Consider the following 24,256-nt stretch of genomic DNA (forward strand, 5'->3'; position numbering starts at 1 on the left):
TTCAACCGTGGCGACGCAGGCGACGGGCGGCGATCATGACGAACACCGCGGTGTATCCGGCCAGCACGAGCACATGGATGCCGATGCCTCCCTCGCCCAGCCCCACCGCCGCCAGCGCGAGCTGGTCCAGGTGATAGGCAGGCCACAGCGGCGCGATGTCACGCAGCACCCCGGGCATCATCGACAAGGGAAACCACAGGCCAGCGAGGAACGCCATGGGCAGGTAGACGAGGTTCACCACGCCGGGCGCACCCTGTCCCTTCACCACCGTGCCCAGCATCAGGCCCAGGGCGCAGAACGGCAGGGCACCGACGACTTCCACCAGGTAGAACGCAGCGATCCGGGATGGCGGCAGATCGACGTGGGCGGCGAACGTCGCCAGTCCCAACAGCAGGGTGGCCACCATCGCGGCCACCAGCAGGGCCATGCACATCTTGCCGGCGAGATACGCGCCGGGCGGCATCGGCAGCGCGCGCTTGAGCGTGAGCAGGCCGGTGTCCCGCTCCAGGGCCAGCGACACGCCAAAGCCGAACAAGCCCGGCGACATCACGCCGAACGTGCCGTAGGAGGCAAGCAGGTAGCGCGCCGCCTCGGCGCGGTCCGGCTGGGCCACGACGATGCCGAACATCACGTAGAACGCCGCCGGGAACAACAGCGTGGGCAGGAGAAACCCGGGGTTGCGCAGGTAGCGCAGGCACTCCGCACGGGCTTCTTCGAGGTAGGCGTTGAACACGCGGCCCGCGCTCATCGCGGGAACGGCGGTGCTTTCGATCACGGCGCTCATGCGGCCTCCTGGTGGATGTGCGCGACATCGTCGCGGGTGATGTCGACGAAGGCTTCGGCCAGGCTGGCGCGCTGTACTTCCAGGCCGGCGAGCGCCACGTCGGCGTCGAGCAGCCGGCGGACCGTGGCTTCGGGCTCGGTGGTCGCGATCTCCAGGTGATCGTCCTTGAGCACGGCGGACACCACGCCCGGCCACCGCCAGGCGATCTCGGCGCCCACCGTGGTGACGCAGCGCACGCGGCTGGTGGCGATGCGCGCACGAAGCGCGTCCACCGTGCCTTCGGAGACGACGGCGCCCCGCGCGATGACGCAGACGCGGTCGGCGAGGGCCTCGGCTTCTTCCAGGTAATGCGTGGTCAGCACCACGGCACATCCCTCGCCGACCAGGCGGCGCACCGCCGCCCAGAGTGCCTGGCGGGCGGGAAGGTCCATGCCCACGGTCGGCTCGTCGAGAAAGAGCAGTTCCGGTCGGCCGATCATCGCCATGGCGAATTGCACGCGGCGCTGCTGTCCGCCGGACAACGCCTCGTAGCGGCGTGCCAGGAGATCGTCGATGCCCGCCAGGGCCGCGCATTCGGCCACCGACCGGGGTGCCGGGTAGTAGCTGGCCGTGAGGCGAAGCAATTCGGCCACCTTCAGCGTGGCGGGCAAATTCGCCGACTGAAGCATCACGCCGATGCGCCGGTGCGCCTCGATATCGTGCGGGTCACGACCGAACAGGCTGACGTGGCCTTCGTCCGCCGGCATCAGGCCCAGCAGCAGGCCGATGCTGGTGCTCTTGCCGGCGCCGTTGGGCCCGAGCAGCGCGAGGAGCTCGCCGCGGTGGATATCGAGATCGATCCGCTCGAGCGCGGTGATCGCGCCGTAGCGCTTGGAAACCTGTTCGAGCCGGGCAATGCGGGTGTCTTGGGTCATGGTCGCCTCCTTGCGATGCAACATATTCCCGTGCAACCCCTTGGCGGCAGTCGTTTGCGTCATTGTGCGGATGTGACAAGCGTCACCCCGGGGTTACGCGGGTAAAAACCGCGTGTTATGCTGCGTGGATAATTCTTTTATTTATATGCACTTAGACTTCATCTCGCGGCTTCGCGGCTTTCGAATACGAGGAGTGGTTATGGACGTCATCGGTCATCTGCGCGAACTGCGCGACTTCGGCGGCAAGCCGCGTACCCGTGGCCTGCCCGACGCCACCGTCGAGCGTTTCGCCCGCGACGACGCCTCGCTCGTGCGCGCCATCGAAGACGCCGTGACCTACCATCGCGCCCTGCGTGCCGACATGGCCGACTTTCTCCGGCTCGACGAAGCCGAGCAGATCCACCGCTTGCAGGCGGGCCTGGTCAACTTCTATCCCGACGACGGCGTGAATCCCTATGTGCCGGCGGCCGCGCGCGGCCCATGGATCGTGACCCTCAAGGGCGCGGTGCTGCACGACAACGGCGGCTACGGGATGCTGGGCTTCGGTCACAACCCTGAAGCCATCATCGAAGCGATGTCGCGTCCGCAGGTCATGGCCAACGTGATGACCGCCAACGTCGCGCAGCACCGTCTGTCCGACGCGCTCCATCGCGAGATCGGTCGCAGCCGCGGCGGCAACCCGTATTCCCGTTTCCTGTGCCTGAATTCCGGGTCGGAGTCGGTCACGCTCGCCGGACGCATCGCCGACGTCAACGCACGCCTGATGACCGATCCCGGTGCGCGACATGCCGGTCGCACCATCAAGCGGCTTGCAGTGAAGGGGGCCTTCCACGGTCGTACCGAGCGGCCCGCGCTCTACTCCGACTCGTCGCGCCGCAACTACCAGCAGCACCTGGCGAGCTTCCGCAACGAAGACACCCTGCTGACGGTCGAGCCGTACAACGTCGCCCAGCTGAAGGCGGTGTTCGACGAGGCCGACCGTAACGGCTGGTTCATCGAAGCGATGTTCCTGGAACCGGTGATGGGCGAAGGCGATCCCGGTCGCGCCCTCACCCCCGAGTTCTACGCCGCGGCGCGTGAACTGACCCGCGACCACGGCACGCTGCTGCTCGTCGATTCGATCCAGGCGGGCCTGCGTGCCCACGGCGTGCTGTCGATCGTGGATTACCCCGGTTTCGAATCGCTCGAGGCGCCGGATCTGGAAACCTTCTCCAAGGCGCTCAACGCCGGCCAGTATCCGCTGTCGGTGCTCGCGGTGTCCGAACGCGTTGCCGGGCTGTATCGCAAGGGCATCTACGGCAACACGATGACCGCCAACCCGCGCGCGCTCGACGTGGCGGTGGCGACGATGCACGAACTCACCGACGAGGTCCGCCGCAACATTCGCGAACGCGGCAAGGAATTCGTGCAGAAACTCGAGACGCTCAAGGGCGAGCTCGGCGGGCTGATCACCAAGGTACAGGGCACGGGCCTGCTGTTCTCCTGCGAACTGGCGCCGGAGTTCAAGTGCTACGGCGAAGGGTCCACCGAGGAATACATGCGCGAGCGCGGCGTCGGCGTGATCCACGGCGGTGCCAACTCGCTGCGCTTCACGCCGCACTTCCGGGTGACCAGCGCGGAGGTCGACCTGATTATCGACGAGGTGCGCCACGCCCTCACCGAGGGCCCGCGTCGGAGCGAATCGAAGGCCGCCTGATCCGCCCGGCGTTTCAGCAGCGGGCGCCGGCACACGCCGGGGCCCGCCGGAACGGCGTAAGCTGCCCCTCGCCGGGTTCGCCGGCCTTACCTTAGGGGTTCGTCATGCGTCTGCCGATTCGCGTCCTTGCCGTTTCCGCCCTTCTCGCCCTCGCCGGGCCCGTCCTTGCCGCCCAGGATGCCCCAGCGAAAAAAGCACTCACGCCGCAACAGCAACGCATGAGCACCTGCAACAGCCAGGCGGCCGGCAAGAAAGGGGATGAGCGCAAAGCCTTCATGAGCAGCTGCCTGAAAGGCGAGCAGCCGGCGAAGATGACCCAGCAGGACAAAATGAAGAAATGCAACGCGGACGCCGCCGGCAAGAAAGGCGACGAGCGCAAGGCGTTCATGAGTACCTGCCTGAAAGGCTGAACGACTCGCATGAGCGCGTCCTGCGCACGAACAGGGCCGCTGCGGCCATGTTCGTGCGCAGGGCGCGCTCCTACAATGGCCTGTCCGCCAGTCGAGTCACGCCATGAAAATCGTTGAAGTCCGCCACCCCCTCATCCAGCACAAGCTCGGCCTGATGCGTCGCGCCGGCATCAGCACCAAGGAGTTCCGTGAACTGGCCTCCGAAGTCGCCGCGCTGCTTACCTACGAAGCCACCGCCGACCTGGAGACCGAGACCAAGTCCATCGACGGCTGGGCCGGCCCGGTCGAGGTCACCCACATCAAGGGCAAGAAGGTCACCATCGTGCCGATCCTTCGCGCCGGGCTAGGCATGCTCACTGGCGTGCTTGAAATGATTCCGGCGGCCCGCGTGAGCGTGGTCGGCCTGCAACGCGACGAAGACACCCTCGAACCGATCGCGTACTACGAAAAACTCACCGGCGGCATGGACGAGCGCACCGCGATCATCGTCGACCCCATGCTGGCGACGGCCGGCACCCTGGTCGCCACCGTCGATATGCTCAAGGCCGCGGGCGCGCGACGCATCAAGGGTTTGTTCCTCGTCGCCGCCCCCGAAGGACTCAAGCGCATCGAAGCCGCCCATCCGGACGTCGAAATCTACGTCGCGTCCATCGACGAACGCCTCAATGAACTGGGTTACATCCTCCCCGGCCTGGGCGACGCGGGCGACAAGATCTTCGGCACCAAGCAGAAGGCATCCTGAGCCCTGGGTCACATCCCCCTGTCACATAGCTCAGGCACACTCGGCGGGCGGACCTGACAGGGGGAACGTCGCGCCAGCAGGGCGGACGCTTCGGGTCGCGTACAACCTACGATACGCGAAGGGGAAAACGATGCGTTCGACCTTGTCACGGCGCGCCCTGTGGGCGGCGCTGGCCGGCTTTGCCACCGTCGTGCCGCTGCAGGCGGCCGACCTCTCGATCACCCAGTTCCGTGTGCGCGGCCCCGCGGGCGGCAACGACGAATTCGTCGAAGTACACAACGGCGGCAGCACACCGCTTGACGTCTCCGGCGTCAGGCTCAACGGCTCCAACGCCAGCGGCACCACCGGTACCCGGTTCACGTTTCCCAACGGCGTGAGCATCGCCCCGGGCTGCTTCCTGCTTTTGGGCAACAAGGGCAGCGCGGGTTACTCGGGCAGCGTCGTAGCCGATTACACCTATGGCACCGGCTTCACCGACGACGGCGGGCTCGCCCTGCTCGACACCTCGGGCAACCTGCTCGATCAAGTCGGCATGAGCACCGGGTCGGCCTACAAGCTGGGCACGCCCCTGCCGAGCCTGGGCAGCGCCAACGCCGACCAGGGCTACCAGCGCAAGACCACCGGGGGCGGCCTGCCCCAGACGACCGGGGACAATTCGGCCGACTGGGTGAAGGTTGCACCGACCGCGCCGCGCAACGCCACCTCGACCTGCGTGGCCCAGGGCCCGAGCCTGTCGATCGCCGACGCCTCCGTCAGCCTTCGCAATGCCGACGACGTGGCGATGCCCTTTACCGTGACGCTGAGCCAGGCGCAGCCGGCCGATGTGTCGGTGCATGCGACCACGGCCGACGACACGGCGACGGTGGCCGCGGGCGACTACGACCCCGTGGATACGACGGTCACCGTCCCCGCCGGCCAGACCCACGCGAGCGTCAGCGTGAACGTGCACGGCGCCAAGGCGGCCGGTCCGGACAAGGCGTTCAAGGTGAACCTGAGCGACGCCTCGGGCACCGTGACGCTGGCGAAGGCCACGGCCATCGGTGCGATCCTCAACGAGATTCCCGTCACGGCGGAGATCTGGCAGATCACCGGTCGCGACGCGGTGTCGCCGCTGCTGGGCAAGCGCGTGTCGACCACCGGCAACGTGGTGACCGCGGTGGGCCCGGCGGGGTTCACGATCCAGACGCCCGACAACCGTGCCGACGCCGACCCGCTCACCTCCAACGGCATCTACGTGTTCACCGGCGCCGCGCCTACGGTGAAGGCCGGCGACCTAGTGAACGTGGAAGGCACCGTCGACAACTACTTCAATCTCCCCGAACTCAAGAACGCGACGATAACGACCACCCTGCGCGGCGCCCGCCTGCCGACCGCGGTCGTCTTCGACGATAAGGTGCCCTCGCACGATCCAGGCCATCTGTCGTGCGGCCCGACGAACTTCCAATGCTTCGTCGGCATGCGCGTCGCGATCGACAACGGGATGATCACCACCGGCAACCTGCGCTTCAGCAACGAACCCTTTGCCGAGGTCTACATCACCACCGACGGCAAGCGCTCGCTACGCCAGCCCGGCGTGCGTTTCACCGTACCGGTGCCCGAGGGCGTAAACCTGCCCAACTGGAGCGGCAACCCGCAGGTGCTGAAAATGAATACGGCCGATTTCGGCGCGGTGGCCGCCGACACGCCGTTCAACGCCGGCACCACGTTCCGTGCCGAAGGCGTGATCTCCTACGCGTTCGGCGCCTACACCTTCATTCCGACGAAAATCACCGTCAAGAAGGCAGCGGAGCTGCCGCGTCCGGTGAACACCCGCCCCTTCTATGCCGTGCGCGTCGGCGCGCTGAACACCGAACGCTTCTGCGACACGGAGTTCAACACGACCTTTACCTGCTCCGGCGGCAGCACCGAACCCACCGCCGACCAGGTCGCGCTGAAGACGCGACGCCTGTCCGCGTACATCGGCGGCGTGCTCAGGCTGCCGGACATCCTCTCGGTGGAAGAGGTCAAGAGCCTCACCGTGCTGCAGGGCCTGGCCAAACAGCTCGGCGACGACTACCCGGTGCAGTACGAAGCGTTCCTGCAACCCGGCCACGACCCGAGCGGCATCAACGTGGGCTTTCTCGTGCGTACCGACCGCGTGCGCGTGGTGAACGTGCGCCAGCTCGACGCGGACGCTACCTGGGTCGACCAGGGCAGCACCTCGTTCCTGCATGACCACCCGCCCCTGCTGCTCACCGCCGACGTGCCGTCCATCGTGGGCCGCATGCGCGTCAACGTGATCGCCGTGCATCCGAAGGCTCGCCAGAACGTCGACAAGACCGGCAGTGCCGCCGAACGCGATCGGCAGAAGCGTTTCCTCCAGGCTGTCTCGCTCGCCCACCAGGTGCAGGCCTTGCAGACCGACCGCAAGAACCTCCTTACGCCCCTGCTCGTGGTCGGCGATTTCAACGCGTATCAGTTCAGCGACGGCTTCGCCGACGTGGTGGGCCTGGTCTCGGGCAAGTACGACGATAACCAGAACCTGCTCAAGCTCGGCAAGAACATCGTGAAGCCGGCGCTGTGGAACGCGGTGGATTCGGTGCCGGAGAACGATCGCTATTCGTTCCTGTTCACCGAGAACTTCGGTAATGTCCAGGGCCAGTCACCGCGCTCGGTGCCCACGCACCAGGTGCTCGACCACGCGCTGCTCAACACCGTGGCCCGTGGCCTGTTCATCGACATGCGCTACGGTCGCGGCAACCTCGATGCGCCCGTGCAGACACTCGACGACGCCGCGACGGACACCGGCGTAAAGAAGGCCATGGGTTCGTCCGATCACGACGGCTTCGTGGTGGACATGCTCGCACTGCCCACGATCCTGTTCTAAACAGCCCGGAGCGCATCCTGCGCGCGATGGCTAAGCCATCGCGCGCAGGGTGGATCGATCAGACGGCGAAACGGTCGGTCGCGCGCACGAGTTCGCGGGTGATACCCGGTTCGAAGGCCGAATGGCCGGCATCCTGCACGATCTTCAGCTCGGCCTCGGGAAAGGCCCGATGCAGGTCCCATGCACTGCGCATCGGGCAGACGACGTCGTAGCGGCCCTGCACGATCGTGGTGGGGATATGGCGGATGCGATGCACGTCGCGCAGCAGCTGCCCGTCGACCTCGAAGAAACCGGCGTTGACGAAGTAATGGCACTCGATGCGGGCGAACGCAAGGGCGAACTCGTCTTCGCCGCTGGATGCGATGTGCACTTCGTCCTGGTAGAGGTAGCTGGTGGCGCCTTCCCATACCGACCAGGCGCGCGCCGCGGCCACCCGCACGGCCGTGTCGGTGCTGGTGAGGCGGCGATGGTAGGCGCTGATCAGGTCACCGTGCTCGGCCGGCGGAATGGCCGAGAGGTATGTCTCCCACGCATCGGGGTAGAGGTCGCTGCAGCCCGATTGGTAGAACCATTCCAGCTCCGACCGACGCAGCATGAAGATGCCGCGCAGCACGAGTTCGGTCACCTTGTCCGGGTGGGTCTGCGCGTAGGCGAGCGCGAGCGTGGAGCCCCATGAACCGCCGAAGACCTGCCAGCGGTCGATGCCCAGGTGCTCGCGCAGGCGTTCGATGTCGGCGACGAGATCCCAGGTGGTGTTGTCGGTGAGCTCGGCGTGCGGTGTGGAACGGCCGCAGCCGCGTTGGTCGAACAGCACGATGCGATAAGCCGCGGGATCGAAGAACTGACGGCAACGGGCGTTGGTGCCGCCACCGGGACCACCGTGCAGGAACACCACCGGCTTGCCATTCGGGTTGCCGCTCTCCTCGAAATACAGGGTATGCAGCGACGAGACCGGCAGCGTGCCGCTTCGGTAGGGCTCGATCGGCGGATAAAGGGCGGTGGAATCCTGGGCCATGGGGCGTACTCGGGGGGCGGAAGAGAGCACGAAGGCTACAGCAACTTGCCCGGATTCATGATGCCGTTGGGGTCCCACACCGCCTTGATACCGCGCATCAGGGCGATCTCTTCGGGCGACCGCACGCTGCCCAGCCAGGGCTTCTTGACCAGGCCGATGCCGTGCTCGGCCGAAATGCTGCCGCCATGCCGGCGCAGGGTATCCACGAGCATGGCGGTCACGTGCTCGCACTGGGCCACGAAGGCCTCGTTGTCGAGCGCCGCCGGCTTGAGCACGTTGATATGGAGGTTGCCGTCGCCGATGTGACCAAACCAGACCACGTCGAAGTCGGGGTAAGAGGCCGTGAGCAGCCGATGCATGTCGTCCATGAAGGCCGGTACGGCGGAAATGCGCACCGACACGTCGTTTTTGTAGGGTTTGTGGGTCGCCAGGCTCTCGGTGATGGCTTCGCGCAGGCGCCACAAGGCCGCCGCCTGCGCGTCGCTGGACGCGATCACGCCATCGACTACCCATCCCTCGGCCACGCAACGTTCGAAGAACGCGAGGGCCTCACCCTTCGCCGCCTCGTCGGGCGCCTCGAACTCGGTCACCACGTAATACGGGTGCACCGTGTCGAAGGGGTCCTGTCCACCGTGGGCCGTGACGTGGGACAGCGCCCGGTCGGTAAAGAACTCGAAGGCCTCCACGCGAAGCCGGTGGCGCGCCTCGGCGAAGACCTTCATCAGGGCGTCCATGGCAGGCACCGCCAGCAGCATCACCTGGGTCTCGGGGGGCGGCGAGGTCAGCCACAACGTCGCCTCGACGACGATGCCCAAGGTACCCTCCGAGCCGATCACCAGGTGGCGCAGGTCGTAGCCGGAGGCGTTCTTGACGAGCCCGCGATTGAGGTCGAGCAGATCGCCCTGCCCGGTCACCACCTTGAGCCCCGCCACCCACTGCCGGGTGTTGCCGTAGCGGATCACCCGGATGCCGCCCGCGTTGGTGGCGATGTTACCGCCGATCTGGCACGAGCCTCGCGCGGCGAAGTCCACCGGGTACGTCAGCCGGTGTTCGCGGGCGGCCTTCTGCACGGCCTCCAGGGCGATGCCGGGCTGCACGGTGAGGGTGCGATCGATCGGGTCGAAGCCGAGGATGCGGTTCATCCGGTCCAGGCTGACCACCAATTCGCCGTGCGCGGCGACGGCGCCGCCGGAGAGCCCCGTGCGGCCGCCCGAAGGCACGATGGCCACGCTGGCGCCGTTGGCCCAGCGCACGATCGCCTGCACCTGGGCGATATCGGCCGGAAAGGCGATGGCGAGCGGCGCCGGCGTCCAGCGTCGCGTCCAGTCGCGGCCATAGTGTTCAAGGTCGCCCGGATCGGTGGACAGCCGGAGGCCAGGCAGCAGACGGATAAGCTCGGACAGACGGGTATCGGTCATGGCGGTGCCGGAACGAAGGGGCGCCCAGCGTGCCAGCGTCGGCCGGTGCGCGTCCACCGGCGCTATTGGGGTGGGGCATCTGGCATAGTGGGTTTCCCTTTCCCAGGACCGGTCACGCCCCATGAAGCGCACGTCGTATCCGAAAGAAGACATCAAGGTGCTGCTGCTGGAGGGCGTGAGCCGAAGCGCGCTGGAGACCTTCCGGCAGGCGGGGTACTCGCAGATCGAGTTCCACGAGAAGTCGCTGCCCGACGATGAACTTCGCGAGCGCATCGCCGACGCGCATATCGTCGGCATCCGTTCCCGCACCCACCTCAGCGCGGACGTGCTCGCCGAGGCCCGCCGTCTCATCGCCGTGGGCTGCTTCTGCATCGGCACCAACCAGGTCGACGCCCAGGCCGCCGAGCGGCTGGGGGTGCCGGTGTTCAACGCGCCCTATTCCAACACGCGCAGCGTCGCCGAACTGGTGATCGCCGAAACCATCATGCTGGTGCGGCGCATCCCCGAGAAGAACGCGCAGTGCCATCGCGGGGGCTGGTCGAAGTCCGCGGCCGGCAGCTTCGAGGTGCGCGACAAAGTGCTGGGCATCGTCGGCTACGGCCACATCGGCACCCAGGTGGGCGTACTCGCCGAGTCGCTGGGCATGCGGGTGATTTTCCACGACATCGAGCCCAAGCTCTCGCTGGGCAACGCCCGCCCCGCCGCCAGCCTCGACGACCTGCTGGAGCGCGCGGACGTAGTGACCCTGCACGTGCCGGAAACCCCGCAGACCCGGAACATGATCGGCGGGGCCGAGCTGGGCCGCATGCGAGCGGGCAGCATGCTGGTGAACGCCTCGCGCGGCACGGTGGTCGATATCGATGCGCTCGCCACCGCGCTGCGCGCGAAACACCTGGCCGGCGCCGCCGTCGACGTCTTCCCGGTGGAACCCAAGGGTAACGGCGATCCCTTCGTGTCGCCCCTGGTCGGCATGGACAACGTCATCCTCACGCCCCACGTGGGCGGGAGTACCGCCGAGGCACAGGAGAACATCGGCATCGAGGTCGCCTCGAAATTGGTGCGCTACAGCGACAACGGCAGCACGCTCTCGGCCGTGAATTTCCCCGAGGTGTCCCTGCCGGGCCACCCGACCAGCCGCCGCCTGCTGCATATCCACCGCAACATTCCCGGCGTGCTGTCGCAGGTCAACGAGGTGTTCTCGCGCGCGGCGGTAAACATCGATGGCCAGTACCTGCAGACCTCGGCGCAGGTCGGCTACGTGGTTATCGACGTCACCGCCACGGAAGAACGCGCGGCGGCCCTGCGCAACGAGCTCGCCGCCATCGATGGCACGCTCAGGGCTCGGGTTCTCTACTGACCATATCGTCGGACACCACACGGGCCCGCCCGCGCTCCTTGGCGGCATAAAGGCGGCGGTCGGCCACGGCGATGAACGGATTGAGCTCGTCGTGCTCCTTCGGCACGATCGTATTGACGCCGGCGCTGAGGGTGAGACGGTTGCCGTTGGCCGCCCCGGCGTGAGGAATCAGCGCCTTGTCGACGAGATCCAGACAGCGCCAGGCCAGCGAAAGCGCCACGCCTTCGTCGGTATCCGGCAGCACCAGCACGAACTCCTCGCCGCCGAAGCGGCACAGGAGATCGCGGGGGCCACGCAGGGCACCGGAGAGCGCGCCCGCCACGCGCTTGAGGCATTCATCGCCCTGCAAGTGACCGTAGTGGTCGTTGTATTGCTTGAAGTAGTCGATATCGAGCACGACCACCGACAACGGCTGACGCAGGCGACGCGCTTCGCGCCACTCCACGTCCATCACCTTGTCGAAGCGTCGGCGGTTGGCCACGCCGGTCAGGCCATCCTTGTAGGAGAGCTCTTCGAGTTCGCGCTGCATGTCGAGCAGCTTCTCTTCGGTGCGCTTGCGCTCGCTGATGTCGAACATGAAGCCGATCAGCGCGTTCGGGCTACCGTCGGGATTGCGCACCACGTGCACCACGTCGCGGATCCAGACGAATTGGCCATCCTTGCGCAGCGCGCGGTAATCCGCTTCGTGGTCGATGCCCGCCTGCGACTGCGACACGCAGAAATTGAACACCCACTCGCGATCTTCGGGGTGGATGCGGTCACACCAGTCCTGCACGGTCGCCCACGACTGCGGCGACCAGCCGAGCAGCGCTTCGATCTGCGGGCCGATGTAGGCGAAACGCAGTGTCGCCCAGTCGATCTTCCAGGGAATCGCCCGGGTGGATTCGAGAAGGGTCTTGTAGAGCCCCACTTCCTCGCCGAGGATCGCGTCGTCAATGCTCATGGGCAGCCTGCCTTTCCATCGGAGGTGCATCGTGCGGATGCGTCGCCCGATAGTGTAACCGCAGGAGGTGGAGCGGCTCGTCGTAGTCGATGCGCCGTCCCTCGCGCAGGTCGCGGCGCATGAGCCGGATCATCCGCTCCACGACGGCGTCGCTGTAGGTTTCCGGCGCCTTGCCCGTCACCTCGGCCAACCGCCCACGCACCGGTTCGGCGTCGCTCACCACCGGACAGATACGGTAGCGGTAACGCCCGCCGATCCGCTCCGGCGGCAGATCCATGAAGCGGTCGTCCCGCTGGCGGAACGAGCTCAGCGAAAGCCGGTAGGCGTTGTTGCCGAGCACCGGCACGTCGTCCGGTACGGGGCCGCGTTCGTCGAGCACCTGCAGCCGGGTCGCCAGGGGCAACAGTTCTTTCAGGCGGAACATGCGCTCTATCTCGTGGTTCTTCACCCGGGCCAGGTTGGCGAGCAACTCGCCCAGTGAGGCGTGGCCGATCACCGCCGCCTGCTTGGGCAGGCCACCCCAGGCACCGTCGGCGCCGTTGAGCAGGGCCTCGATCAGCGACGCGTTCTCGAAGCCGCCGCCCGCATGCAGGTGCACCAGGATCTTTTTCGGCGCGGGCAGGATCGCCCGTGCGGCAGCGACGTAGGCCCCCACCTGGAAAGGCATGTACGTGCCGCGATCGTCCTCCATGGTGATGCCTTCGACGGGCAGCCCGCCGATCAGCTCAAGCACGTCGAAGGTCTCTTCCGGTCGCTCGGCAAAGGCATCGCAGCCATCGACGATGTTGATGAAGATGCGCGGCGGGCCACCGTTTTCGCCCTTCACGTGGTCGATCAGCCACTGCACGCTCGCCGGGATGCTGCGCTTGAGCGTCTCCAGGTCGTACATGCCCTGCATGCCGAAGCGGCTGAGATAGATTTCGTGCACCGTATTCGGCACGCCGTAGTCGCGCAGCTTGATCTGCGAGGGGTCGGGCGTGAACACGCCATGCGCGTCCTTGAGGCCGATGGCGGTGAACGCGTAGCAGCCGCGGAGATCCGCCCCCGTGTCACGCAGGCGACGCATGAAGTCATCGTCGACCTCGGGTTCGTCCGGCATGGCGTAATCGAGGGTGCCGAGCGAGATATTCTCGAAACCGAACTCACGCAGTCGCGGCAGGATGGCCATCTTTTCCTCGATGGTCTGGCCGACGCGCGAGCCCACCGGGTTCTCGCGCAATGAGATATCGATCAGGAACGGCTTGATGCCGGCCAGCTTTTCGACCTTCTTGCGCGCGTCCTTCAGCACCGCGCGCGCGCGGTCCCGGGCGTCCTTTGAAGCCATCGTCGTGTCCCCTGGATCGGGTATCCACCCCGGATACCTTTCGCGGGGCTATCGGCAGGGCGCCGGCTGTCTTGAGGGCCTGCGACGCGGCCTGGTCGGGAGGGCCACACGCCGCCACCGACACCCGCCCAAGGCTTTGCCGAATCCGCTTATTCTTGTATCCCTGGAATCAGTGCTTTCCGTGGGCTTTCGACGATCCGGCTGCCAGCTGAACTGCCCCGGGCGTCTTGGACAAAACCACTCCAGTCCACGAAGTGTTCGCCGATATTGTGAGACGTCCATCACATTCAAGGTCAGTCCATGATCAGGCAGTGGTTCCGTCGCCAACGCGCCATGCGTGGCAAGCTCGCCGCCCTGGAGAAGGTCCAGGCCATCATCGAGTTCACGCCAGACGGCGTGGTCGTGGATGCCAACCCCCTGTTTCTTCAGACCATGGGTTACCGGCTCGACGAGATCATAGGCAAGCACCACCGGCAGTTCGTCGATCCGACGGAAGCGGCCTCCACCGCTTACGCCGAATTCTGGGCAAGGCTGGGCGAGGGACAGGCCGACACGGGGCTTTACCGCCGCGTCAACCGCGACGGCGGCGAGGTGTGGCTCCAGTCGTCTTACAACCCGATCTACGACGCGTCGGGTCGCGTTACCGGCATCGTGAAGTACGCGACCGACGTCACGGCGCGGCGCCGGGCCGAAGCCGACATGGACGGCCGCCTGCGGGCGATCGACCGCGCCCAGGCCGTCATCGAGTTCGAGCTGGACGGCACCATCGTCGACGCCAACGCCAACTTCCTGGCCGCGCTCGGGTACGAACGCGACGAAATCATCGGACGCCACCACCGCATGTTCGTATCCCCCGACGAAGCGGCCTCGAATGCCTACGCGAGCTTCTGGGGCCGCCTGCGCGAAGGCCGCCACGACGCGGGCATGTATCGCCGCTTCGGACGCGGCGGGCGCATCGTGTGGATCCAGGCGACCTACAACCCGATCCTGGACGCCCAGGGCCGACCCGTGCGCGTGGTGAAGTACGCCACGGACATCACGGCGCAGACCATGGCCGCGCAGACCCTGCAGCGCGAGGTCGTCTCCCTCTCGCAGGCCGTGATGGATAACGCCCGCAAGGCCGATCGCGCCGGCGAACTGGTAGGGGGCGCTCGCGCCGCGGCGCAGCGCGGCGGCGGCGTGGTGTCCGACGTGGTGCGTACGATGGACGCCATCCAGGACAGCACCCGCTCAATCGAAGATATCCTCGACCTGATCGATTCCATCGCGTTCCAGACCAACCTGCTTTCGCTCAACGCCGCCATCGAGGCGGCTCACGCGGGCGAGACCGGCAAGGGTTTTGCGGTGGTGGCCGATGAGGTGCGTCAGCTGGCGACGCGCAGCGGCGCGGCGTCGCGACAGATCCACGCGCTGATCGCCGAGGCACGCGATCGCGTGGACACCGGCGCGCGCATGGTCGGCAACGCCGGCACGGCGATGGACGAAATCCTGGGCGCGGTGGACCATGTCACGGAGGTCACCGGTGCCATCGGCGAGAGCGCCGGGCGGCAGGCGGAGGGCATCGAACGGGTGAACGCGGCAGTGCAGGAGCTGGAGAACGTATACGGTCGGATCTGAGGACGAGGCACCGCCACGACGCACGCCTATGGACCCAAAAAAGGTTCTTCGCGGACGTCCGTGGACGCGGTACGGAATACGTGCTTTGCCGCCGGCCCGGGCGATGAGGCGTTGAGGCCAGAGCCTTCGGTGTCCCTGCCAAACGCCCAGGTGCAACGCGCTCTGGCGCTACAAGGCTCCAACACGGTCACGGCTCACGCGATCGAACCATCCACCCGGTCGCCAGGTCGATAACTCCGGTTATCCGCGAACAACCAAAAAAAACGCCTCCTTGCGGAGGCGTTTTCGAATAATGGTCGGGGTGGCGAGATTCGAACTCGCGACCACTACACCCCCAGCGTAGTGCGCTACCAGGCTGCGCTACACCCCGACGAGCTGACGATTGTAGCAGCTTCGATGTGGCCAGCGGAAGCGCCGATCAACGTCGAAGCAACGTAAGCACTTCTTCCAGTTCCAGGCGCACCTGTCGCACGATCTGGTGCGACATGCTCGCCTCCATGCGGGCCTGGGGCCCCTCCAGGCGGGCGCGCGCGCCGGTGATGGTGAACCCCTCGTCGTACAGCAACGAACGGATCTGGCGGATCATCAGGACGTCGTGGCGCTGGTAATAGCGACGGTTGCCGCGACGCTTCACGGGCTTGAGCGCGGGAAACTCCTGCTCCCAGTAGCGAAGCACGTGCGGCTTGACGCCGCACAGTTCGCTCACCTCACCGATGGTGAAGTAGCGCTTCGCCGGTATCGCCGGAAGCTCGGTGTTATTCCCTGGATCCAGCATAGCCTTCGACTCTTACCTTGAGTTTCTGACCGGGGCGGAAGGTGACCACCCGCCGGGCCGAGATGGGGATTTCTTCGCCGGTCTTGGGATTGCGACCGGGCCGCTGGTTTTTCTGGCGAAGGTCGAAGTTACCGAAGCCCGACAACTTGACCTGCTCACCCTTCTCGAGCGCCTCGCGCACGACCTCGAAATACGCGTCCACGAATTCCTTGGCCTCGCGCTTGTTGAGGCCTACGTCGAGGAAAAGCCGCTCGGCCATTTCCGCCTTGGTCAGCGCCATCTCATCCTCGCATTCTTGCCTTGCATGTTTTCTCCAATGCCCCCACCGCTTCTGCCACGCGAGCGTCGGCATCGTCGTCGGTAAGGGTGCGTGAAGCGTCCTGTAAAATCAAGCCCATAGCGAGACTCTTTCGCCCTTCCTCGATTCCCTTTCCGGCGTAACGATCGAACAGGCGGACCGCCTTGAGCGTGTCGCCAAGGGCGCCGCGCACGGCCGCCTCGACGCTGGCCCAGGTCACGTCCTCGGGCAGTTCCACGGCGATGTCGCGACGCACCGCGGGGAAGCGCGCCACGCGTGTCGCGCTCGGCAGGCGCCGTGCCAGAAGGGGCTCGAGCGCCAGTTCCATGACGTGCACGTCGGCCCCCAGGTCGAGCGCCTTGGCGAGCGCCGGATGCAACGCACCGATGAAACCGGCCACGTGGCCATCGCGCAGCACCCGGGCGCCCCGGCCCGGATGCAGCCACGACGGCAGGTCGGTCGTGTCGATCGACCAGCGTGCCGGCTCGCCGGTACGGGCGATCAGCGCGTCGAGGTCGCCCTTGAGGTCGAAGAAGTCGACCGGGCGCGACACCTCGCCCCACTGCTCCGCGCGCGCTGCGCCGGAGGCCACCACCGCCACGCGAGCGACTTCATCTGGCGCACCGCCGGTAGCGTGGAAACTGCGCGCCACCTCGAACAGGCGCACGCGCTCCTGCTGGCGGTCACGGTTGTAGCGCAGCGCCTCGACGAGGCCAGGCAACAGCGAGGTGCGCATCACCGCCAGGTCGGCCGACAGCGGGTTGGCCAGCGGCACCCAGCCCGACGCGACGCCCCAGGTCGTCAGCAGATCGGCATTGACGAACGACAGCGTCACCGCCTCGAAATAGCCGCGTGCGGCGAGCTGGTCGCGCAGTTGCATCTCGGACAGGCGGGCCTCCGGCTCCGGGGCGAGCGCGATCTTGCCGGCCGGAGTGGTGGTGGGGATACGCTCATAGCCGTGGATGCGCGCTACCTCTTCGATGAGGTCTTCCTCGCGCTCGATGTCGAAGCGGCTGCTCGGCGGCGTGATCCGCCAGCCGTCGGCCACCTCCTCCACCGCCATGCCCAGCGCGGTGAAGATGCGCGAGACCTCGGCGGCCGCGACGTCGATGCCCAGGATGCGACGCAGGCGCGCATGGCGCAGCAGGACCGGCGCGTGCTTACGCAGGTCCTCGGCGCGCTCGGCCACGGTCACGGGGCCGGCCTTGCCGCCCGCGATGGACAGCAGCAGCTCGGTGGCACGCTCCAGCGCGCGGCGCGGCAGGGCCGGATCGACGCCGCGCTCGAATCGGTGCGATGCATCGGTGTGCAGACCGAGCTTGCGGGCACGCCCCATGATCGCCGACGGCGCGAAATGAGCGGCCTCGAGAAACACGTTGCGCGTGGTGTCGGTAACACGCGAGTCCAGGCCGCCCATCACGCCGGCCACGGCCAACGGCCGGGTCTCGTCGGCGATGACGACGAAGGAAGGGTCGAGGGTCGCCTTGTTGCCGTCGAGCAGCGTGAGCGTTTCGCCTTGCGCAGCGTGGCGCACGACGATGGCGCCGGACAACGTGTCGTTGTCGAACGCGTGCATCGGGTGGCCCAGTTCGAGCATCACGTATTGCGTGATGTCGACGATGGCGCTGATGGGGCGAATGCCCGCGCGCCGCAGGCGCTCGGCCATCCACAACGGCGACCGCGCGCTGGCGTCGATGCCTTCGATCACGCGCCCCAGGTAACGCGGGGCATCGGCACCGGCGTCGAGCCGTACCGCACGAGTAGCATCGGAAGCAACGGGCGCCTCGTCCACGCCGATCGATAGGACGCGGCTGCCGAAAAGAGCCGCCACGTCGTGCGCGAGGCCGTTGAGACCGAGCACGTCAGGCCGGTTCGGCGTGACCTTGAGTTCGATGCTGGCGTCGGGCAGGCCCAGATAGGTTGCCAGCGACTCGCCCAGCGGCGCGTCCGGCGGCAGTTCGAGCAGTCCGGACGCATCGGCGTCGATGCCGAGTTCCTTCGCGGAACACAGCATGCCGGACGACTCGACGCCACGCAGCTTTGCCGCCTTGATCTGGATACCGCCAGGCAGGACCGCACCGACGGTGGCAAGGGGCACGCGAAGGCCGACGCGGGCGTTCGGGGCACCGCAGACGATCTGCAGCGGCTCACCCTGCCCCGTACTCACCTTGCAGACCTGCAAACGATCGGCTTCGGGATGCTTCACGGCGTCGACGATCTCGGCGACGACCACGCCATCGAGCTGGTCGCCCAACGGCGTGACCTCTTCGACCTCAAGGCCAGCCATGGTCAGCGCATGCACGAGCGACGCACGGTCGGCGTCGACCGTCACCAGTTCACGCAGCCAGTTTTCGGAGAATTTCATGGGAGCGACTCGTTGAACAGGGTGGGCGGATCAGGCGAACTGGCGGAGGAAGCGCAGGTCGTTCTCGAAGAACGCGCGCAGGTCACCCACGCCATAACGCAGCATCGCAAAGCGCTCCACGCCAAGACCGAAGGCGAAGCCGCTGTAGCGCTCCGGATCGATCCCGCAGTTTTTCAGCACGTTCGGATGGACCATGCCGCACCCGAGCACCTCGAGCCAGCGGGTGGTGCCGTCGTCGGCGTCCCAGCGGATATCCACCTCGGCCGAGGGCTCGGTGAAAGGGAAATAGCTCGGCCGGAAGCGCATCTCGAAGTCGCGCTCGAAGAAGGCGCGGACGAACTCGGCCAGCGTGCCCTTGAGGTCGGCGAAGCTGGAGGTTTCGTCCACCAGCAGGCCTTCGATCTGGTGGAACATCGGCGAATGGGTCTGGTCCGAATCGCTGCGATAGACCTTGCCCGGCGCGATGATGCGGATTGGCGGCTGGCGCCCCTGCATCGAGCGGATCTGCACGGGCGAGGTGTGCGTACGCAGGAGACGACCGTCACCGAAGTAGAAGGTGTCGTGCATGGCACGCGCCGGATGGTGCGGCGGAAAATTGAGCGCCTCGAAGTTGTGCCAGTCGTCTTCGATTTCCGGACCGTCGGCACGCTGGTAGCCGAGCCGGCCGAAGATGTTGGCGATGCGCTCCAGGGCACGCGTGATCGGATGGATGCCGCCGAAGTCGCCGTCGCGCCCCGGCAGGGTCACGTCGACGCGCTCGGACGCGAGGCGGCGGTCGAGTTCGGCCTGCTCCAGGGCCTGCTTGCGCACGGCGATCGCATCGGCCAGGCGCTCCTTGGCGCGATTGACCTCGGCGCCACGCGCCTTGCGCTCATCGGCGGAGAGCTGGCCCAGGGCCTTGAGAGCGGCGGTGACCGCGCCATTCTTGCCCAGCAGGGCGACACGGACGGCATCCAGGGCCTCAAGCGAGGCGGCGGACTCGATGTCGCGCAGGGAGGCGTCGATATGCTCGATCGATTCCATCGGTTTTCCTGACTTTTCAGGCCCACAAAAAAACGTGGGGAGAAGGCAAGGCCTTCTCCCCACGTCATCCATCATCGCGCGGCAGGTGTTACCGCGCGTGGTAAAGCGGATTACGCAGCCAGACTGGCCTTAGCCTTCTCTGCGATCGCGCCAAATGCCTTGATATCGTGCACGGCGAGGTCGGCGAGGACCTTGCGGTCGACCGAGATATTGGCCTTGGCCAGACCGTTGATCAGACGGCTGTAGGACAGACCGAACTGACGGGCGGCGGCGTTGATACGGACGATCCACAGGGCGCGGAACTGACGCTTGCGCTGCTTGCGGCCGATATAGGCGTACTGGCCGGCCTTGATGACGGCCTGGTTCGCTACGCGGAAGACCTTGCGACGGGCGTTGTAGTAGCCCTTGGCACGGCCGATGATTTTCTTGTGACGACGACGGGCGGTAACACCACGCTTAACACGAGCCATGATTCAGGCCTCCCTTAGAGATACGGCAACATGCGAGCCACACCCTTGGTGTCGCACGCCTTGACGTGGTTGGGAGCGCGCAGGCCGCGCTTACGCTTGGTCGACTTCTTGGTCAGGATGTGCGACTTGAAGGCGTGACCGGCCTTGAACTTGCCCGACGCGGTCTTGCGAAAACGCTTCGCGGCCGCCCGGTTGGTCTTGATCTTGGGCATCGGAATGCTCCGTATCTTCGGTTGCTGACTGAGCCGGCGGCGGGCACCTGAGCGCCTGCGCTTTCCATCCTGCCGGGTACGGTGATCGGCCCATCCATGCGGGCCGAGCCGGGCATTCTACATGGAATCCGGGAGCTTGCCTACATCGCGAAGCGCGTCAACGACGGCGCCGGGACGAGGAATCTCGCAGGCAAATGAGAACGGCGCCATACGGCGCCGTTCAAAACGATCAGACCTTCTTCTTCGGGCCGATCATCATGACCATCTGACGACCCTCAAGGCGAGGGAAAGACTCCACCACGCCCTCTTCGCCGATGTCGAGCTGGATCTTCTTGGCGAGGTTCTGGCCCAGATCCTGATGGGACATTTCACGGCCGCGGAAACGGATCGTGACCTTCACCTTGTCGCCCTCTTCGAGGAAAGCGCGCATCTTGCGAAGCTTGATGTCGTAGTCGCCGACATCGGTCACGGGCCGGAATTTGACTTCCTTGATTTCGACCTGCTTCTGCTTCTTCTTGGCGGCCTGGGCCTTCTTCTGGGCTTCGAACTTGAACTTGCCGAAATCCATGATCTTGCAGACCGGCGGGTCGCCGTTCGGCTGGATTTCGACGAGGTCGAGACCGTCCTCCTCGGCGCGGCGAATGGCGTCACGGGTGTCCATGATGCCCAACTGCTCGCCTTCGGGACCCAGCACGCGCACTTTGGGCACGCGGATCTCGTTGTTCTTGCGATTGCCCTTGTTATCGGTCGTAGCGATAACGCTATCCTCCAGAAGAATGAACCCTAATGCCGGGCCCGCGCGTCAGCGACGGACCTCGGCCTCCAGTTTCGCCGCGAAGTCGGCCAACGGCATGCTGCCGAGGTCTTCACCGCCGCGTGTACGTATGGAAACGGTACCCTGCTCCTTCTCGCGGTCACCGACCACGATCAGGTAAGGCACCTTCTGCATCGTATGCTGCCGGATTTTATATCCGACCTTCTCGTTGCGCAAATCGGCGTCCACCCGGAAGCCTTGCCCGACAAGGGCTTGCGCTACCTCGCGAACGTAATCGGCCTGGGCGTCGGTAATGCCGAACACCACCGCCTGGATGGGGGCGAGCCAGGGCGGAAGCAAGCCCGCGTGGTGCTCGATGAGGATGCCGATGAACCGCTCCATCGAACCCACGATGGCCCGGTGCAGCATCACCGGGTGCTGGCGCTGGCTGTTTTCGTCGACGTATTCCGCCCCGAGACGCTCGGGCATCATGAAATCGACCTGCATCGTGCCCACCTGCCAGGTGCGGCCGATCGAGTCCTTCATGTGGTATTCGATCTTGGGGCCGTAGAACGCGCCCTCGCCCGGCAGTTCCTCCCAGGTCACGCCGGCCGTCGACAGCGCCTTGCGCAGGGCATCCTCGGCCTTGTCCCAGACCTCTTCGGCGCCGATGCGCTTCTCCGGGCGCAGGGCGATTTTCATGGCGATGTCTTCGAACCCGAAGTCGGCATAGACCTGCATGGCCTGCTGGTGGAACGCCGCCACCTCGGCTTCGATCTGCGCCGGGGTGCAGAAGATGTGGCCGTCGTCCTGGGTGAAGGCGCGCACGCGCATGATGCCGTGCAGGGCGCCCGACGGCTCGTTGCGGTGGCAGCCGCCGAATTCGCCGTATCGGATAGGCAGGTCGCGGTAGCTATGAAGGTTGGCGTTGAAGATCTGCACGTGGCCCGGGCAGTTCATCGGCTTGAGCGCATAGGTGCGCTTTTCCGACTCGGTAAAGAACATGTTCTCGTGGTAGTTGTCCCAGTGGCCGGACTTCTTCCACAAGCTGACGTCCATGATCTGCGGACCGCGCACTTCCTGGTAGCCGCTCTTGCGGTACACGCCGCGCACGTACTGCTCCACCGTCTGCCAGATGGCCCAGCCCTTGGGGTGCCAGAACACCATGCCCGGGGCTTCTTCCTGTTGGTGGAACAGGTCGAGTTCCTTGGCGATGCGGCGATGGTCGCGCTTTTCCGCCTCCTCCAGCTGCACCAGGTAGGCTTTGAGGTCTTTGTCGTTGAGCCAGGCGGTACCGTAGATGCGGCTGAGCATCTCGTTGTTGGAATCGCCGCGCCAGTAGGCGCCGGCGACCTTCATGAGCTTGAACGCGCGCAGTTTGCCCGTATTCGGCACGTGCGGGCCGCGGCACAGGTCGGTGAACTCGCCCTGGGTATAGAGCGAGAGCGTTTCGCCGGCGGGGATCGACTCGATGATCTGCGCCTTGTACTCCTCGCCCAGCCCGCGGAAGAAGCGGATCGCGTCGTCGCGATCTTTCACCGAGCGGGTGACCGGAATCTGCTCCTTGACGATCTTTTCCATCTCGGCCTCGATGGCAGCGAGATCGTCGGGGGTGAAGGGCCGCTCGTACGCGAAGTCGTAATAGAACCCGTTGTCGATCACCGGGCCGATGGTGACCTGGGCACCCGGGAAGAGGCGCTGCACGGCCTGGCCGAGCAGATGGGCCGTGGAATGGCGCAGGATATCCAGCGCCTCGGGGCTCTTGTCGGTGACGATCTCGAGCGCGGCGTCGCGGTCGATGGTGAAGCTGGCATCCACCAGCGTGCCGTCGACCTTGCCGGCGAGCGTTGCCTTGGCGAGACCGGCGCCGATCGAGGCGGCGACGTCCTGCACGGACACGGGATGGTCGAACGGACGCTGGCTGCCGTCGGGGAGCGTGATCTGGATCATGGGAACGGTTTTCCGGACAAACAAAAAGGGCGCCAGGCGCCCTTCGGTGGTGTCGAAGACGTGGCGAGGGGCTCAGGTTGGGGCGCTGGTAGTCCGCATGTCGCACACTCGGCCGGCGTTGCCGCGGGCCACCTTCGTCTCGTGAATACCGGGAAAGCTAGTTCAGGCCTCGCGCCGTGTCAACGCCGGGCTCCGCTACAATGGGGCGTCTTCTCTTCTTCCTGGGCGAGCCCATGCGCATCCTGGTTACCGGCAGTGCCGGTTTCGTCGGCGCGGCCCTGACCGAACGCCTGCTCGCACGCGGCGATACGGTCTTCGGCCTCGACAACCACAACGATTACTACGACCCGGCGCTCAAGGAAGCCCGCCTCGCCCGCTTCGCGACGCACCCCGGCTACACGCACCGGCGCGCCGACCTGGCGGAGCAGGCCGCGGTGGACGCGGCCTTCGCCGGGTTCCAGCCCGAACGTGTCGTCAACCTGGCCGCCCAGGCCGGCGTGCGCTATTCCCTGACGCATCCGCACACCTACGTTCAGAGCAACCTGGTGGGCTTCGTCAACGTGCTGGAAGCCTGCCGCCGCCATGCCGTGGGGCATCTGGTCTACGCGTCCTCCAGTTCGGTATACGGCGCGAACCGCAAGATGCCCTTCGCGGTGGAAGACGCTGTGGACCACCCGGTGAGCCTCTACGCGGCGACCAAGAAATCCAACGAACTGATGGCGCACACCTACAGTCACCTGTTCAACCTGCCGACGACCGGGTTGCGCTTTTTCACCGTCTATGGGCCCTGGGGCCGCCCGGACATGTCGCCGATCCTGTTCGCCAAGCGCATCGTGCGCGGCGAGCCCATCGACGTGTTCAACCATGGCCAGCACAGCCGCGATTTCACCTATATCGACGACATCGTCGAAGGCGTGATCCGCACGCTCGACCATCCCGCCCAGCCCGATCCCGCGTACGATCCCGTGGCGCCCAACCCCGGCACCTCGTCGGCGCCCTACCGCGTCTACAACATCGGCAACGACGAGCCGGTGCAACTGCTCGACTTCATCGCCCTGCTCGAAAAGCATCTCGGCCGTCGCGTCGAGAAAAACCTGCTACCGATGCAGCCGGGCGACGTGCCTGACACCTGGGCCGACGTGTCGGCGCTGCGGCGGGACGTGGGTTACGCCCCGTCGACCGCCGTCGATGAAGGCGTCGCCCGGTTCGCACGGTGGTACGTGGATTTTTACGGGGTTTAGAACCAGGGCGGCCACGGCGTCACTCGCGCCGTCGCCGCCCCCTTGAGGGTTCGCGGACAGGGTCCCCTCCCACCCGCGCTGA

21 protein-coding genes and 1 tRNA gene are annotated in these 24,256 nt (G+C 66.2%); 7 read left to right on the forward strand and 15 right to left on the reverse strand.

Annotated elements, in window-relative coordinates:
- Nucleotide 1 precedes the first annotated feature (1 nt).
- Both PI246_RS07140 and PI246_RS07145 read right to left on the reverse strand, forming a co-directional pair.
- Nucleotides 2-784: an ABC transporter permease gene (locus PI246_RS07140; protein WP_320550599.1), complete on the reverse strand. Its 783-nt coding sequence runs from the start codon at nt 782-784 to the stop codon at nt 2-4.
- The gene (locus PI246_RS07145; protein ID WP_320550600.1) at nt 781-1,698 is read right to left on the reverse strand and encodes an ABC transporter ATP-binding protein; all 918 of its coding nucleotides are present in this window, start codon (nt 1,696-1,698) and stop codon (nt 781-783) included. Before PI246_RS07145 ends, PI246_RS07140 begins: the two co-directional genes overlap by 4 nt.
- Before the next feature lie 199 nt (nt 1,699-1,897).
- On the opposite strand from PI246_RS07145, the gene PI246_RS07150 reads away from it, so the two are divergent.
- From PI246_RS07150 to PI246_RS07165, 4 genes are all read left to right on the forward strand, one after another.
- Nucleotides 1,898-3,394, forward strand: coding sequence for an aminotransferase class III-fold pyridoxal phosphate-dependent enzyme (locus PI246_RS07150; protein ID WP_320550601.1), 1,497 nt, complete (start codon nt 1,898-1,900; stop codon nt 3,392-3,394).
- A 104-nt stretch (nt 3,395-3,498) separates the two neighbouring features.
- Nucleotides 3,499-3,804, forward strand: a complete 306-nt coding sequence (locus tag PI246_RS07155) for a PsiF family protein (protein ID WP_320550602.1) — start codon at nt 3,499-3,501, stop codon at nt 3,802-3,804.
- Between the two features lie 103 nt (nt 3,805-3,907).
- Nucleotides 3,908-4,546, forward strand: coding sequence for a uracil phosphoribosyltransferase (gene upp, locus PI246_RS07160; RefSeq protein WP_320550603.1), 639 nt, complete (start codon nt 3,908-3,910; stop codon nt 4,544-4,546).
- Between the two features lie 130 nt (nt 4,547-4,676).
- A complete protein-coding gene (locus PI246_RS07165) occupies nt 4,677-7,412 on the forward strand; it encodes a lamin tail domain-containing protein (RefSeq protein WP_320550604.1) in 2,736 nt (911 codons plus the stop codon).
- Between the two features lie 58 nt (nt 7,413-7,470).
- Here the strand turns inward: PI246_RS07165 and pip are convergent, their stop codons facing one another.
- Together pip and PI246_RS07175 are read right to left on the reverse strand one after the other, a co-directional pair.
- The gene (pip, locus tag PI246_RS07170) at nt 7,471-8,427 is read right to left on the reverse strand and encodes a prolyl aminopeptidase (protein ID WP_320550605.1); all 957 of its coding nucleotides are present in this window, start codon (nt 8,425-8,427) and stop codon (nt 7,471-7,473) included.
- A 35-nt stretch (nt 8,428-8,462) separates the two neighbouring features.
- Complete coding sequence (locus tag PI246_RS07175) at nt 8,463-9,845, reverse strand: FAD-binding oxidoreductase (RefSeq protein WP_320550606.1); 1,383 nt, start codon at nt 9,843-9,845, stop codon at nt 8,463-8,465.
- A gap of 121 nt (nt 9,846-9,966) precedes the next feature.
- Between PI246_RS07175 and serA the strand changes: the two genes are divergently transcribed.
- Nucleotides 9,967-11,202 (forward strand): phosphoglycerate dehydrogenase, encoded by a 1,236-nt coding sequence (gene serA, locus PI246_RS07180; protein ID WP_320550607.1) that lies wholly within the window; start codon nt 9,967-9,969, stop codon nt 11,200-11,202.
- On the opposite strand, the gene PI246_RS07185 is transcribed toward serA, so the two are convergent.
- Both PI246_RS07185 and PI246_RS07190 read right to left on the reverse strand, forming a co-directional pair.
- Nucleotides 11,180-12,145, reverse strand: a complete 966-nt coding sequence (locus PI246_RS07185) for a GGDEF domain-containing protein (RefSeq protein WP_320550608.1) — start codon at nt 12,143-12,145, stop codon at nt 11,180-11,182. The genes serA and PI246_RS07185 overlap by 23 nt on opposite strands.
- Nucleotides 12,135-13,469, reverse strand: coding sequence for a beta/alpha barrel domain-containing protein (locus PI246_RS07190; protein ID WP_320550609.1), 1,335 nt, complete (start codon nt 13,467-13,469; stop codon nt 12,135-12,137). Before PI246_RS07190 ends, PI246_RS07185 begins: the two co-directional genes overlap by 11 nt.
- A gap of 300 nt (nt 13,470-13,769) precedes the next feature.
- On the opposite strand from PI246_RS07190, the gene PI246_RS07195 reads away from it, so the two are divergent.
- Nucleotides 13,770-15,086, forward strand: coding sequence for a methyl-accepting chemotaxis protein (locus PI246_RS07195; protein ID WP_320550610.1), 1,317 nt, complete (start codon nt 13,770-13,772; stop codon nt 15,084-15,086).
- A 293-nt stretch (nt 15,087-15,379) separates the two neighbouring features.
- On the opposite strand, the gene PI246_RS07200 is transcribed toward PI246_RS07195, so the two are convergent.
- From PI246_RS07200 to thrS, 9 genes are all read right to left on the reverse strand, one after another.
- Nucleotides 15,380-15,456 (reverse strand) — tRNA-Pro (locus PI246_RS07200).
- 48 nt (nt 15,457-15,504) lie between these two features.
- Entirely contained in the window at nt 15,505-15,861 is a 357-nt protein-coding gene (locus PI246_RS07205; protein WP_036114913.1) for a MerR family transcriptional regulator, read from the reverse strand.
- Complete coding sequence (gene ihfA / locus PI246_RS07210) at nt 15,842-16,141, reverse strand: integration host factor subunit alpha (RefSeq protein ID WP_144909793.1); 300 nt, start codon at nt 16,139-16,141, stop codon at nt 15,842-15,844. The genes PI246_RS07205 and ihfA overlap by 20 nt, the downstream gene beginning before the upstream one ends.
- A gap of 1 nt (nt 16,142) precedes the next feature.
- Nucleotides 16,143-18,524, reverse strand: coding sequence for a phenylalanine--tRNA ligase subunit beta (gene pheT, locus PI246_RS07215; protein WP_320550611.1), 2,382 nt, complete (start codon nt 18,522-18,524; stop codon nt 16,143-16,145).
- A gap of 30 nt (nt 18,525-18,554) precedes the next feature.
- A complete protein-coding gene (gene pheS / locus PI246_RS07220) occupies nt 18,555-19,547 on the reverse strand; it encodes a phenylalanine--tRNA ligase subunit alpha (RefSeq protein WP_320550612.1) in 993 nt (330 codons plus the stop codon).
- A 110-nt stretch (nt 19,548-19,657) separates the two neighbouring features.
- A complete protein-coding gene (rplT, locus tag PI246_RS07225) occupies nt 19,658-20,017 on the reverse strand; it encodes a 50S ribosomal protein L20 (protein ID WP_072322974.1) in 360 nt (119 codons plus the stop codon).
- Nucleotides 20,018-20,031: 14 nt separating this feature from the next.
- Complete coding sequence (gene rpmI / locus PI246_RS07230) at nt 20,032-20,229, reverse strand: 50S ribosomal protein L35 (protein WP_036114929.1); 198 nt, start codon at nt 20,227-20,229, stop codon at nt 20,032-20,034.
- Between the two features lie 229 nt (nt 20,230-20,458).
- Nucleotides 20,459-21,001 carry a translation initiation factor IF-3 gene (gene infC, locus PI246_RS07235; RefSeq protein WP_407069802.1) on the reverse strand — a complete coding sequence of 181 codons (543 nt, stop codon included), beginning with the start codon at nt 20,999-21,001 and terminating at the stop codon, nt 20,459-20,461.
- A gap of 30 nt (nt 21,002-21,031) precedes the next feature.
- Nucleotides 21,032-22,933 (reverse strand): threonine--tRNA ligase, encoded by a 1,902-nt coding sequence (gene thrS, locus PI246_RS07240; RefSeq protein ID WP_320550613.1) that lies wholly within the window; start codon nt 22,931-22,933, stop codon nt 21,032-21,034.
- Nucleotides 22,934-23,166: 233 nt separating this feature from the next.
- Here thrS and PI246_RS07245 point away from each other — a divergent pair, with 233 nt between their 5' ends.
- Nucleotides 23,167-24,174, forward strand: coding sequence for an NAD-dependent epimerase (locus PI246_RS07245; protein WP_320550614.1), 1,008 nt, complete (start codon nt 23,167-23,169; stop codon nt 24,172-24,174).
- Nucleotides 24,175-24,256: the final 82 nt, after the last annotated feature.

This window comes from Luteibacter sahnii (assembly GCF_034063545.1).
GTDB classification, from domain to species: Bacteria; Pseudomonadota; Gammaproteobacteria; order Xanthomonadales; family Rhodanobacteraceae; genus Luteibacter; species Luteibacter sahnii.